The following is a 12,832-nucleotide window of genomic DNA, read 5'->3' on the forward strand; positions in this document are numbered from 1 at the left end:
TCCGTCCGCGGTGTGGTGTCGACCGGCTCACCGGGTTCGGGTGGCAAGGCTGGTGGCGAGTGCGTCGAGGGAGGACTGGGCCTCGGAGGGGGATGTCGTACCGGATGCCAGGAAGGCGAAGGCGAGCAGCCGGCCCTGTCGGTCGACGACCGTACCGGCGAGGGAATTCACTCCGGTGAGGGTGCCGGTCTTGGCGCGGATCAGGCCGGTGCCCGCGGACTTCTCGGTGTAACGGCCGCTGAGGGTGCCGCTGAACCCGGCCACGGGAAGGCCGGTGAGGACGGGGCGCAGTTCGGGGTGGTCCGGGTCGGCGGCACGGGCGAGGAGGCCGGCCAGCAGTCCGGCGGTGACCTTGTCCTTGCGGTTGAGCCCGCTGCCGTCGGCGAAGTTCGCGCCGGTCAGCGGCAGGTGGAGCTTCTTGAGCTGCGCGGCGACGGCCCGTCGGCCGCCGGCGAAGTCGGCCGGTTCGCCCGCGGCCAGCGCGGTCTGCCGGGCGAGTGCCTCGGCGATGTCGTTGTCGCTGTTGGTCAGGGCCCGTTCGACCAGCGCGGAGAGCGGGGCGGAGAGGTGTTCGGCGACCGGCCGGGACCCGCGGGCCGGGCGGCCGGGCGCCGGGCCGGACCCGGTGGCGATCCCGGCGTCGTGGAGCAGCTTGCCGAAGGTCCGGGCGGTGTCACCGGCCGGGTCGTCGCTGCGCGGGGCCGGTCCGCTGTCGGTGCTGTCGAGCCTGCCCTCGCCGGTCATCAGGGCGCTGACGGGCGCGATGTTCTCGTTGGGGCCGATCGGGTGTCGCGCGGGGCCGGAGTAGCGGGAGGCGTCGTACGCGAGGCGGACCGTCTTCACGCCCCGGTCCTTCAGGGCGCGGGCGGTGTCGGCGGCCAGCTTGCGCAGGGCGGCCTTGTCGAGGGTGGGATCGCCGCCGCCGACCAGGGTGAGGCCGCGGGAGTCGGGGGACGCCCGGACCGTCGTGGCGATGCGGTGGCCGGGGCCGAACGCGCTCAGGGCGGCGACCGAGGTGGCGATCTTGACGGTGGAGGCGGGCGTCATGGGCGTGTCGGCGCCCTGGCCGTACAGCCGCTCGCCGGTGGCGGTGTCGATGACGACGGCGGTACGCACGGTGCCCAGGGCGGGGGCCTTCAGCAGGGGGCCGAGGGTGGCGCGGAGGGCGGCCGCCGTCCCGTCCTGGTTGCCGCGGGCGTCCGGTGCGGCGTTGTCGACCGCGGCGGAGAGCGGGGCGAGGACGGCCGGGGCGCTGGGTGCGGGTTCCGGTCCGGACGGCGTGCCGGGTTCGTGATCTGCGCCACCTGTACGGTTGCGGGCGGCGGCCCAGTCCTGCTCGGCCTTACGCTGACCCGAGTCCCAGGGGCCGGCGGCAAGGACGACGCCGGCCGCGAGCACCAGGCCCAGGCCGGCGGAGACAGCCGCGAACTGCCGATCGCTCAGCCCCCGCAATCCGATCACGCCGCCCGGCCGGGCGAGCCTGCTCAGCTTGTCCAGCGGGTTGACCGATGGTCTTTTCACCGGCTCGTCCACCGTTGACCAGCCCCTTTCGCGAGCACACATCTGCGTGGGGGACACTTAATCACCAGTCGTATGTGTTGATCATGGAGGAGCCACCCGTGGAGTTCGACGTCACCATCGAGATCCCGAAGGGTTCGCGGAACAAGTACGAGGTGGACCACGAGACCGGTCGGATCCGCCTGGACCGTCGACTCTTCACCTCGACCAGCTACCCGGCGGACTACGGTTTCGTCGAGAACACCCTCGGCGAGGACGGCGACCCGCTGGACGCGCTGGTCATCCTGGACGAGCCGACCTTCCCCGGCTGCCTCATCAAGTGCCGCGCCATCGGCATGTTCCGGATGACGGACGAGGCCGGCGGCGACGACAAGCTGCTGTGCGTGCCGGCCTCCGACCCCCGGGTGGAGCACCTGCGCGACATCCACCACGTGTCGGAGTTCGACCGCCTGGAGATCCAGCACTTCTTCGAGGTCTACAAGGACCTGGAGCCCGGCAAGTCCGTCGAGGGCGCCGACTGGGTCGGCCGCGCCGAGGCCGAGGCCGAGATCGAGGCCTCCTACAAGCGCCTTGAGGCGCAGGGCGGCGCGCACTGACGACCTGCGGGTCGCGGCCGGACTCCGGCTGAGGGTAGTCGCACGGTTCCGTTTACGGTTCCGTGCCGGAAGTGGGCGGCACTCCCTCCGAGGGGGTGCCGCCCACTTCGCGTCTGCACCCTTGTCCGTGGCCATACTGGGCAGCAGCGCAACCGAAGACGCGCAGCCGATGAGGAGCGAGGTCGAGTGGTGGCGGAACCGGGCGGTCCGGAGGACCAGAAGCCCCAGTCCGACGAGGCGCGCAGCGCCTTCGTCCCGCCGACCGGGGTGGGGCGGCGGACGTCTGCGTCCGAGGACGACCAGCCGACCTCGGAATTCGCCATCCCGACCGGTCTGACGACCGAGCCCCAGGGACCGGGCCCGGCTTCCGCTTCGGGCTCCGGTTCCGGCACCGGTACCCCCTCCGGCTCGGACACGATCGGCTCCGCCTTCGCCCCGCCGAGCACGTACAGCGCCCAGCACGCGCCGCCCGCCTTCACCCCGGCGCACGGCAGCCCGATGATCCGGCTGACCAAGGAGGCCCCTTGGCAGGACCGGATGCGCACGATGCTGCGGATGCCGGTCGCCGAGCGCCCCGCGCCCGAGCCGGTGCAGAAGCCCGACGAGGCGGGGCCCGCGGTGCCGCGCGTACTCGACCTCACGCTGCGTATCGGGGAACTGCTGCTCGCGGGCGGCGAGGGCGCCGAGGACGTCGAGGCAGCGATGTTCGCGGTGACCCGCAGCTACGGCCTCGACCGCTGCGAGCCCACCGTCACCTTCACCCTGCTGTCGATCTCGCACCAGCCGTCGCTGGTCGACGACCCGGTGACGGCCAGCCGCACCGTACGCCGTCGTGGCACCGACTACACCCGGCTGGCCGCCGTCTTCCGGCTCATCGACGACATCACCACCGAGAATGTCGACGTCTCGCTGGAGGAGTCCTACCGACGCCTGGCGGAGATCCGGCGCAACCGGCACCCGTACTCCGGCTGGGTGCTGACGCTGGCCGGCGGCGGTCTCGCGGGGGCGGCATCGGTACTGGTCGGCGGTGGCGCGCTGGTCTTCGTGGTGGCCGCGATCGGCGCGATGCTCGGCGACCGGCTCGCCTGGCTCTGCGCCGGGCGGGGGCTGCCGGAGTTCTACCAGTTCGTGGTGGCGGCCATGCCGCCCGCCGCGATGGGTGTGGCGCTGACCCTCACCCACTGGTCGGACGTACGGCCGTCCGCGGTGATCACCGGTGGGCTGTTCGCACTGCTGCCGGGGCGGGCCCTGGTGGCGGGCGTGCAGGACGGGCTGACCGGCTACTACATCACGGCCGCGGCACGCCTGCTCGAGGTCATGTACCTCTTCATCGGCATCGTCGTCGGTGTGCTGCTCGTGCTGTACATGGGGCTTCAGCTGGGCGCCCAGCTGAACCCCGAGACCAGGTTCGTCGCCCATGACCGGCCGGTGGTGCAGATCCTGGCTTCGATGGCGCTCTGTCTCGCCTTCGCGATCCTGCTCCAGCAGGACCGGTCCACGGTGCTCGCGGTGACGCTCAACGGCGGTGTGGCCTGGGTGATCTACGGGGCGATGGCCAGGACCGGCAACATCTCGCCGGTGCTGGCGACAGCGACGGCGGCCGGCCTGGTGGGCCTGTTCGGGCAACTGCTCTCGCGCTACCGGTACACCTCGTCGCTGCCGTTCATCACGGCGGCGATCGGTCCGCTGCTGCCCGGTTCGGCCACGTACTTCGGTCTACTGGGCGTGGCCCAGGGCAATGTGAACGCCGGGCTCGCCTCGTTGTCGACCGCGGTGGCGACGGCGCTGGCGATCGCGATCGGGGTGAACCTGGGAAGTGAGATCTCCCGGCTGTTCATGCGGGTGCCGGGAGCGGTCGGCGGGGCGAACCGCCGCGCGGCCAAGCGGACGCGCGGCTTCTGACACCGCCGACGGTGCGGCTCGTGGTCAGCGCTTGGCGTGGCGGCCGCGCTGCGCCGTGGAGGGGCCGGGGCCCTCCACGCCGTCGGCCGCCGCTTCCTTCTTCGACCTGGAGCGGGCCCGCAGGAACTCGATCGCGATCGGCACCACCGAGATGAGCACGATCAGGATGAGCATCGCCTCGATGTTCTGGTGCACGAACTCGATCTTGCCGAGCGCGGCCCCGAGCAGCGTGACGCCGACGCCCCAGAGCACGCCACCGATGATGTTGAACGTGATGAACGAGCGGTAGTTCATCCGGCTGACACCGGCGATGATCGGCGTGAACGTACGCACGATGGGCACGAAGCGGGCCAGGATCAGCGACTTCGGCCCGTACTTCTCGAAGAACTCGTGGGCCTTCTCGACGTTCTCCTGCTTGAAGAGGCGGGAGTCCGGGCGCTTGAAGAGCGACGGGCCGACCTTGCGGCCGAAGAGATATCCGACCTGGTCGCCGATGATCGCCGCGAGGGCGACCAGGAGACAGACCAGCCACAACGGGGTCTTCATCTGGCCCGTGGTCACCAGCAGGCCCGTGGTGAAGAGCAGCGAGTCACCGGGCAGGAAGAAGCCGATCAGCAGTCCGGACTCGGCGAAGACTATGAGGAGGACGCCGGGGAGTCCGAACGTGTTGATCAGATAGTCCGGGTCCAGCCAGCTCGGTCCGAGCGCAAGCGTATTCAAGGGTCCGGGCTCCTGGATCGTTCGATGGCGGCTGCGTGGCCGCCCAAAGCTATCAACGCAGAATGATGTCCCCGGGTTCCAGTGCCCCGCGCGAAAGTGCGCACCGGGCCAACCAGGACAAAGCTCTCTCCAGGAGGTATCACACGATGAATATCGAGGATTTCGGCGGCGGGCAGACGGACCACTCGGATGTCCTGGTCGTCACCACGAACGACGTACCGGGCTACCAGGTGACCCGGGTGATCGGTGAGGTGTTCGGCCTGACCGTGCGTTCCCGCCACATAGGCAGCCAGATCGGCGCCGGGCTGAAGTCCATGATCGGCGGCGAGCTGAAGGGGCTGACCAAGACGCTCGTCCAGACCCGGAACCAGGCGATGGAGCGGCTGGTCGAACAGGCCAGGGCCCGGGGCGCCAACGCGGTGCTGATGATGCGCTTCGACGTGACCGAGGCGGCCGACGTGGGCACCGAGGTGTGCGCGTACGGCACGGCGGTCGTGATCAGCAAGATCTGAGCGACGGCCGGCACGGGGGCGAGGCCGTCCGCACCCCCGTGCCGGCCGTGCGTGTACGGGTTACGCGAGGCGCTCCGCGTTGGCGTCGATCGCGGCCCTCAGATGTTCGGCCAGGCCCGGCCGCATCGACTCGTAGTACGCGCGGAACCGCGGGTCGGACACGTACATCTCGCCGAGCCCCCGGTGGATCCCGGTGGTGCACTCGTAGAACCACTCGGTGATGTGGAGCCGGTGCGCCTCGGCCAGGTCCATCGCCCGCTCGCCGGTGGCGGGTTCGCCGGCCTCCATCAGCGCGTCGTAGGCGGCGCCCCAGTCGGCGACCTCCGCCTGCATCCGCTTCCAGTCGTCCTTGGTGTAGCGGGCGGCCCGGCGCTGCGACTCGGCGTAGGCGGCGGTGCCGCCCCAGCGGCGTTCTGCCTCCTCGGCGTGCTCCTCGGGATCCTTGCCCCCGAACACCTCGAACTTCTCCTCGGGCGTGAGGTTGATGCCCATCTTCCGTGCCTCCATGGCTGTCTCGACGGCGGCTGCCATCTTTCGGAGCTCGGCGATCCGGCCGGCCAGCAGCCGGTACTGGCGGCGCAGATGCTCCTGCGGGTCCGCTTCCGGATCGTCGAGCAGTACCGCGATCTCGTCGAGCGGGAAGCCGAGCTCCCGGTAGAACAGGATCTGCTGCAGCCGGTCGAGGTCGGCGTCGTCGTAGCGGCGGTGGCCCGCGTGGCTGCGCCCGCCGGGCGACAGCAGCCCGATGCCGTCGTAGTGATGCAGGGTGCGCACCGTGACCCCGGCGAATCCGGCGACCTGTCCCACGGAGTAGTCCACGACTGCCCGCTCCCTTCCCTGTTCTGGGTACGTGCCGAGCCTGAGTCCTGACGCGACGTGAGGTACAAGTCCGAAGCACCATCCCTCCGGCGCCATTCGAAGCTACTAGAGGGGTATGCGGCTTTTGCGTCTATAAGGTGAGCCGATGGCCACAGATTCTCCGGCCCCGGCCGGAACCGTTCCCGGGCCCACCCCCGCGCAACGGCTGCTGCCCGTCATCGTGCCCGCCCTGGCCGTCGGCGTGGCCTCGGCCCTCATCCTGCTGGGCGTCAGCCTGCTCGCGGAGAAGCTGCAGGACGTCCTCTGGGGAACGCTCCCCGACGCCCTCTCCATCGGCCGCTACTCCAGCCTCTGGACGATCGTGATGCTCACCGCGAGCGGGCTGGTGATCGGGCTGCTCATCCGGGTGGTGCCCGGCCACGCCGGCCCCGATCCGGCGACCACCGGGCTGGTCGACCCGCCGCTCGCGCCGGGCGTGGTTCCCGGGCTGCTGCTCGTCACGGCCCTCACCCTGGCGAGCGGGGTCAGTCTCGGTCCGGAGAATCCGATCACGGCCGCCAATATCGCGCTGGCGTACTGGCTCGGCCGCCGGTTCGCGCCGGGTACGACGGCAAAACTGTGGATCTCCCTGACCGCGGCGGGCACCATCGGCGCACTGTTCGGCACCCCGGTCGCCGCCGCGCTGATCCTCTCCGAGACCCTCGCCTCCCGCGCCGGACCGGGCGCGCTCTGGGACCGGCTCTTCGGCCCGCTCGCGGCGGGCACCGCCGGTGCGCTCACCATGACGCTGCTGGCCCATCCCAGCTTCGACCTGTCGCTGCCCGCCTATACCCACCCGCACTGGGGCGACCTGCTCTCCTCGGTCGTCATCGCCCTGGCGGGTGCGGCGCTGGGCCTGGCGGCGGTGTACGCCTTCCCGTACGTGCACCGGTTCTTCCGGGCCCTGAGGCACCCGGTCCTGGCACTGACCCTCGGCGGGCTGCTGCTGGGTCTGCTGGGCGCACTGGGCGGCCACCTCACCCTTTTCAAGGGGCTCGACGAGGTGAAGGAGCTCGCCGCCGACCCGAGCGGCTGGTCGGCCGGGCAGTTCGCGGTCATGGCCGTGGTGAAGACGGCCGCGCTGCTGATCGCGGCGACCTGCGGCTTCCGGGGCGGCCGGATCTTCCCCGCCGTCTTCGTGGGGGTCGCGCTGGGACTCTGCGCCCACGCCCTGGTCCCGTCGGTGCCGGTGGCGCTCGCGGTGACCTGTGCGGTGCTGGGAATCCTGCTGGCCATCACCCGGCAGGGCTGGCTGAGCCTGTTCACCGCGGCGGTGCTGGTCGGCGACGCGGCCGTGCTCCCGATCCTGTGCGTCGCCTCGCTGCCGGCCTGGCTGCTGGTGACCGGGCGGCCGCAGATGCAACTGCACGAGGACGGTACGCAGCTGAGGTGAGCCTGCCCCGGAGCGACGGCCCGGAGCCGTGCCCCGGAGCCGCCACGCTGCGCCGCCACTCGACGCGCCGGATGCCCCTTTTTTACGTATCGTCACATCCATATGGATGCGCATGGATACATCCCGTAAGGCCCCGCCGGAGGTTTCCGCCATGCCCACGCCCGTCAACGTAGCCGTCATCTACTACTCGTCGACCGGCACCGTCGCCGCGATGGCCAGGGCCATCGCGCAGGATGCCGAGAAGGCCGGTGCGGAGGTACGGCTGCGCAAGGCCCGTGAGCTCGCCCCGCAGGCGGCCATCGACTCCAACCCGGCCTGGGCCGCCAACGCGAAGGCGACCGCGGACATCGCCGAGGCGTCGCCCGACGACATGGTCTGGGCGGACGCCGTGATCTTCGGTACGCCGACCCGGTTCGGCAATGTCACCTCCCAGCTCAAGCAGTTCATCGACACCCTCGGCGGCCTCTGGCAGGCGGGCCGTCTGGCCGACAAGGTCTACAGCGGCTTCACCTCCACCAGCACCACGCACGGCGGCCAGGAGTCCACGCTGCTCGCGCTCTACCACACGGTCCACCACTTCGGCGGCATCCTGGTGGCCCCCGGTTACACGGACCCCTCGAAGTTCGTCGACGGCAATCCGTACGGCACCTCGCACGTGGCCGGACAGGGCGACATCCCGGTCGGCGTGCAGACCCTGACCGCCGCCCGGGTCCAGGCCGAACGCGTCGTCAGGTTCGCCCGAGCCATCAAGGACGGCCTCGCCGCCGAGGGCTGAACGCACCGCACGTCCACAGGACCGTGGCGGTTCACCAAAGACCGCCGAGAGCCGAGAAAGGCTGTTCACCGATGCCTCTCCACAAGGGTTCGCCGCACGGCACGGAACCGTCCGAGAAGCGCCGCAGGCTCGCCCTCAACCCGTTCTACGGAGAGGCCGACCCGATCGCCGGAATGGAGTCGGCGCCGCCCCGGCACCGGCTTCCCGACGGACCGATGCCGCCCTCGATCGCCTACGGCCTGGTCCATGACGAGCTGATGCTCGACGGCAACGCACGGCTCAACCTGGCCACCTTCGTCACCACCTGGATGGAGCCCCAGGCCGGGGTGCTGATGGGCGAGTGCCGCGACAAGAACATGATCGACAAGGACGAGTACCCGCGCACCGCCGAGCTGGAACGGCGGTGCGTGGCGATGCTCGCCGACCTGTGGAACGCCCCCGACCCCTCGACCGTCGTGGGCTGTTCGACGACCGGTTCCAGCGAGGCCTGCATGCTCGCCGGACTGGCGCTGAAACGCCGTTGGGCGGCCAGGAACGCCGACCGCTACCCGGCGACCGCCCGGCCGAACCTGGTCATGGGCATCAATGTGCAGGTCTGCTGGGACAAGTTCTGCAACTTCTGGGAGGTCGAGCCGCGGCTGGTCCCGATGGAGGGCGACCGCTTCCATCTCGATCCGCAGGCCGCGGCCGATCTCTGCGACGAGAACACCATCGGCGTCGTCGGCATCATGGGCTCCACCTTCGACGGTTCCTACGAGCCGATCGCGGAGCTCTGCGCGGCCCTGGACGCCCTTCAGGAGCGCACCGGCCTGGACATCCCCGTCCATGTGGACGGGGCGTCCGGTGCGATGGTGGCGCCGTTCCTGGACGAGGACCTGGTGTGGGACTTCCGGCTGCCCCGGGTCTCCTCGATCAACACCTCCGGGCACAAGTACGGCCTGGTCTACCCGGGGGTCGGCTGGGCGCTGTGGCGCTCGCCCGCGGAGCTGCCCGAGGAGCTGGTCTTCCGGGTCAACTACCTGGGCGGCGACATGCCGACCTTCGCGCTGAACTTCTCCCGGCCCGGCGCACAGGTGGTGGCGCAGTACTACACCTTCCTGCGGCTGGGCCGGGACGGCTACCGGGCCGTTCAGCAGGCCTCCCGGGACGTCGCGACCGGACTGGCGCAGCAGATCGGGAAGCTCGGCGACTTCCAGCTCCTCACCCAAGGCGACCAGTTGCCCGTCTTCGCGCTCACGACCGCGCCGGACGTGGAGGCGTACGACGTCTTCGACGTGTCCCGCCGGCTGCGCGAGCAGGGCTGGCTGGTGCCCGCGTACACCTTCCCCGCCAACCGGCAGGACCTGTCGGTGCTGCGGGTGGTGTGCCGCAACGGCTTCTCGTCGGACCTCGCCGAGCTGCTGCTGGAGGACCTCCGGCTGATCCTGCCCGACCTGCGCCGCCAGCCGCACCCGTTGAGCCACGACAAACAGGCGGCGACGTCCTTCCACCACTGAGGGCCGGGGAAGACCTCAGCGGCCGATCCGGGCGAACCTCCGCACCGCCAGCGGGAAGAACACCGCGAGCAGCACCAACGGCCAGACCACCGCGAGCAGTTCGGCATGGTCGGACGCCCAGGTGCCGCCGGCCGCGCCGGGGTTGCCGAACAGGCCGCGTACTGCCGTGGCCGTGGCCGACATCGGGTTCCATTCGACGACCGCACCCAGCCACCCCGGCATCGACCCGGGAGTGGCGAAGACGTTGGAGAGGAAGCCGACCGGCCAGACCAGGATCTGCACCGCCTGCACCAGCTCCGGCTTCCCGGCCACCAGCGCCAGGTGGATGCCGATCCACAGCATCGCGAACCGCAACAGCAGCAGAAGCCCCACCGCCCCCAGCGCCGCGGCCGGTCCGTGGTGCCAGCGCCAGCCGACCGCGTAGCCGACGCCGGTCAGCACGGCGAGTGCGGCCGCCGACTGGAGCATGTCCGCGGCACTCCGGCCGACCAGCACCGAACCGGAGACCATCGGCATGGCGCGGAACCGGTCGATGACGCCCTTGTCGAGGTCCTGGGTGACCGCGAGCATGGTCGACTCCAGGCCGAAGGCCATGGTGAGCGCGAGCATGCCGGGCACCAGGAACTCGGTGTTGTCGCCGTCGACGCCCTGCCCGCCGCCGACCAGGTAGTTGAACATCAGCAGCAGCATCACGGGGAAGACCAGGCCGACGACGATCCGCACCGGCTGCCGCGCCCAGTGCGCCAGTTCGCGCCGGGTCATCGTCCAGGAGTCGGAAACCGCCCAGCTCATCGTGCTCATGCCGACACCTCCGCGGGCTCGGGCTTCCCGTCGGTCAGCGCGAGGAAGACCTCGTCCAGCGTCGGGCGCCGCACCGCGATGTCCTCCGCCTCGATGCCCGCCTCCTCCAGCGCCCGTACGGTCCGGGTCAGGGCCGCCATCCGGTCCGGGGCCGGTGCCCCGATCAGCCGCCGGTCCGTGTCGACCACCGCGTCGTCGCCCAGCAGCCGCGCCGCGGCCGCCAGTCGGGCCCCGTCCCGGACGACGACATCGATGCGGTCCCCGGCCACCATCGCCTTCAGCGCGTCGGGCGTCCCCTCGGCGGCCACCCGTCCGGCGTCGATCACCGAGATCCGGTCCGCGAGCTGATCGGCCTCCTCCAGATACTGCGTGGTCAGCAGGACGGTCGTGCCGCCGCCCACCAGTGACCGCACCGCCGCCCACACCTCGGCCCGGCCGCGCGGGTCGAGTCCGGTGGTGGGCTCGTCCAGGAAGAGCACCTCCGGGTCGGTGATCAGCGAGGCGGCCAGGTCGAGCCGTCGCCGCATGCCGCCGCTGTACTCCTTGACCGGTTTCCGGCCGGTGTCCGCGAGCCCGAAGCGGGCCAGCAGTTCGTCCGCCCGGGCACCCGCCCGGCGTGCGCCCAGGTGGTACAGCCGGCCGAACATCTCCAGGTTCTGCCGGCCGCCGAGCTCCTCGTCGACCGCCGCGTGCTGCCCGAGCAGCCCGATGCGGCGCCGGACCTCGCCGGCCCGGTCCCGTACGTCGAAACCCGCCACCTCGGCGCGTCCCTCGTCGTGCCGCAGCAGCGTCGACAGGATGCGTACGGCCGTGGTCTTGCCCGCACCGTTCGGGCCGAGCACGGCATGGACGGTGGCGCGGGCGACCCTGAGGTCCAGACCGTCCAGGGCACGCTTCTCCCCGTACCGCTTGTGCACACCTTCGACAACGATCGCGTCGGTCAAAATCGCCACACCCTCCCGTAGTCAAACTTGACTAGCAGGCTCGAAGGTAACCCCGCCGCCCGTATTCGTCAAACTTGATTACTCGTCGTCACCGGGATCCGGGACACCCGTCGCGTACGGGTTCTCCTGCCCCTCGGCGAGCACGCCGACGAAGGGTTCGCCCTCCCCCGCGAAGGTGTACGCCCCGCCCTCGATGCGGGCGATCAGCCCGCGCGTCCACTCCGCCCCGGAGTCCGCCGAGTGGACCCACATGTTCATGATCTCGCCGATGTGGCCGAGCGATTCGGGCCCGGCCTCCGGCGTGTAGTAGCCGGTGACCGAGGCCCGCCAGGCCGCCAGGCCGGCCACCCGCTCCTTGAGCAGCGCGATCACCTCGGCCCGCTCCAGGTCGACGATGCCGCCGAGACCCGCGGACAGCACGTCCAGCTTCTGGTCGTACGAGGTCAGCGCCGCGCGCAGCAGCGTGAAGTACTCCTCGTTGCCGCGCTCGGTGATCTCGTACTCGGTACGGGGCGGGCCGCCCGCCGTGCTCGGAGCGGTCTCGTGGGCGACCAGCAGCCCCTGCTTCGCCATCTGTTTCAGTGCGTGGTAGATCGACCCGGGTTTGGCGTTGGACCACTCGTGGGCGCCCCAGTACTCCAGGTCGTTGCGGACCTGATAGCCGTGCGCCCGGCCGTGCTGACGCACGGCGCAGAGGACCAGCAGCCGGATCGCGGACATGTCACGCACCCTTTCTATTCAACTTTGATCAGCGTAGCGGGCCGCCTCGGCGACCAGCTCGAACGCGGTGCGGCCGTCCAGGGACTCCCGGATGATGTCGGCGTGCCCGGCGTGCCGGGCGATCTCCTCGACGAGATGGACCAGCAGCCACCGCATCGAGCACCGCTCGCCCTTCGGGAACCAGGGCGCTTCCGGCAGCGGGAAGGTGTCGTCCATGCTGGGCACCGAGCGGATGAACTTCTCGACCTCGGCGGCGATGCCGTCCCAGAACTCCAGCATCCGCTGCACCGTCTCGTCGCCCACGAGCCGGAAGCTGTCCGCCCAGGTCTCCTCGGTCCGGGCGGCCTCGTTCGGCCGCTGCTGGGCCATCCGCAGCCAGTTCAGTTCGGTCTCGGCGACATGCTTGAGCAGTCCGGAGAGGGAGAGTTCGCTGGCGCTGGGCCGGCTCGCCGCCTGTTCCTCGGTCAGTCCGATCAGTGAGCGCCGGATCGCGCCGCGCTGCGCCTCGACGAAGGAGAGGAGCGCGCCGCGCTCGTCGCCGGTGGCTTCCGCGGGAACGTGAGTGACCATGGTGTCCGCCCTTGTGGCTGTGCCGGT

13 protein-coding genes are annotated in these 12,832 nt (G+C 70.8%); 6 read left to right on the forward strand and 7 right to left on the reverse strand.

Annotation, left to right across the window (positions count from 1 at the left end; genetic code table 11):
- Window positions 1-27: 27 nt before the first annotated feature.
- On the reverse strand, window positions 28-1,533 hold the full coding sequence (gene dacB, locus ACFVV1_RS28520) for a D-alanyl-D-alanine carboxypeptidase/D-alanyl-D-alanine-endopeptidase (RefSeq protein ID WP_389994787.1): 1,506 nt from the start codon (window positions 1,531-1,533) through the stop codon (window positions 28-30).
- Window positions 1,534-1,619: 86 nt separating this feature from the next.
- Between dacB and ACFVV1_RS28525 the strand changes: the two genes are divergently transcribed.
- Together ACFVV1_RS28525 and ACFVV1_RS28530 are read left to right on the forward strand one after the other, a co-directional pair.
- Complete coding sequence (locus tag ACFVV1_RS28525) at window positions 1,620-2,114, forward strand: inorganic diphosphatase (protein ID WP_003968257.1); 495 nt, start codon at window positions 1,620-1,622, stop codon at window positions 2,112-2,114.
- Between the two features lie 186 nt (window positions 2,115-2,300).
- Complete coding sequence (locus ACFVV1_RS28530; protein WP_389994791.1) at window positions 2,301-4,016, forward strand: threonine/serine exporter ThrE family protein; 1,716 nt, start codon at window positions 2,301-2,303, stop codon at window positions 4,014-4,016.
- A gap of 24 nt (window positions 4,017-4,040) precedes the next feature.
- Here the strand turns inward: ACFVV1_RS28530 and ACFVV1_RS28535 are convergent, their stop codons facing one another.
- On the reverse strand, window positions 4,041-4,736 hold the full coding sequence (locus ACFVV1_RS28535; RefSeq protein ID WP_389994794.1) for a DedA family protein: 696 nt from the start codon (window positions 4,734-4,736) through the stop codon (window positions 4,041-4,043).
- A 146-nt stretch (window positions 4,737-4,882) separates the two neighbouring features.
- Between ACFVV1_RS28535 and ACFVV1_RS28540 the strand changes: the two genes are divergently transcribed.
- Window positions 4,883-5,248 (forward strand): YbjQ family protein, encoded by a 366-nt coding sequence (locus tag ACFVV1_RS28540; protein ID WP_389994796.1) that lies wholly within the window; start codon window positions 4,883-4,885, stop codon window positions 5,246-5,248.
- Window positions 5,249-5,308: 60 nt separating this feature from the next.
- Here the strand turns inward: ACFVV1_RS28540 and ACFVV1_RS28545 are convergent, their stop codons facing one another.
- Window positions 5,309-6,067 (reverse strand): MerR family transcriptional regulator, encoded by a 759-nt coding sequence (locus ACFVV1_RS28545; RefSeq protein WP_389994799.1) that lies wholly within the window; start codon window positions 6,065-6,067, stop codon window positions 5,309-5,311.
- 145 nt (window positions 6,068-6,212) lie between these two features.
- Between ACFVV1_RS28545 and ACFVV1_RS28550 the strand changes: the two genes are divergently transcribed.
- From ACFVV1_RS28550 to ACFVV1_RS28560, 3 genes are all read left to right on the forward strand, one after another.
- A complete protein-coding gene (locus tag ACFVV1_RS28550) occupies window positions 6,213-7,499 on the forward strand; it encodes an ion channel protein (protein ID WP_389994801.1) in 1,287 nt (428 codons plus the stop codon).
- Between the two features lie 151 nt (window positions 7,500-7,650).
- Window positions 7,651-8,274: an NAD(P)H:quinone oxidoreductase gene (wrbA, locus tag ACFVV1_RS28555; protein ID WP_389994804.1), complete on the forward strand. Its 624-nt coding sequence runs from the start codon at window positions 7,651-7,653 to the stop codon at window positions 8,272-8,274.
- A 71-nt stretch (window positions 8,275-8,345) separates the two neighbouring features.
- On the forward strand, window positions 8,346-9,770 hold the full coding sequence (locus tag ACFVV1_RS28560) for a glutamate decarboxylase (RefSeq protein ID WP_389994807.1): 1,425 nt from the start codon (window positions 8,346-8,348) through the stop codon (window positions 9,768-9,770).
- Between the two features lie 15 nt (window positions 9,771-9,785).
- Here the strand turns inward: ACFVV1_RS28560 and ACFVV1_RS28565 are convergent, their stop codons facing one another.
- The 4 genes from ACFVV1_RS28565 to ACFVV1_RS28580 form a co-directional block, all read right to left on the reverse strand.
- Entirely contained in the window at window positions 9,786-10,571 is a 786-nt protein-coding gene (locus ACFVV1_RS28565; protein ID WP_389994810.1) for an ABC transporter permease, read from the reverse strand.
- Complete coding sequence (locus ACFVV1_RS28570; RefSeq protein ID WP_389994968.1) at window positions 10,568-11,515, reverse strand: ATP-binding cassette domain-containing protein; 948 nt, start codon at window positions 11,513-11,515, stop codon at window positions 10,568-10,570. The genes ACFVV1_RS28565 and ACFVV1_RS28570 overlap by 4 nt, the downstream gene beginning before the upstream one ends.
- A 78-nt stretch (window positions 11,516-11,593) precedes the next feature.
- Complete coding sequence (locus tag ACFVV1_RS28575; protein ID WP_389994813.1) at window positions 11,594-12,235, reverse strand: PadR family transcriptional regulator; 642 nt, start codon at window positions 12,233-12,235, stop codon at window positions 11,594-11,596.
- 18 nt (window positions 12,236-12,253) lie between these two features.
- Window positions 12,254-12,805 carry a DinB family protein gene (locus ACFVV1_RS28580; protein ID WP_389994816.1) on the reverse strand — a complete coding sequence of 184 codons (552 nt, stop codon included), beginning with the start codon at window positions 12,803-12,805 and terminating at the stop codon, window positions 12,254-12,256.
- Window positions 12,806-12,832 lie beyond the last annotated feature (27 nt).

Origin of the sequence: Streptomyces sp. NPDC058092 (assembly GCF_042884935.1) — a bacterium.
Classification (GTDB): Bacteria; Actinomycetota; Actinomycetes; order Streptomycetales; family Streptomycetaceae; genus Streptomyces.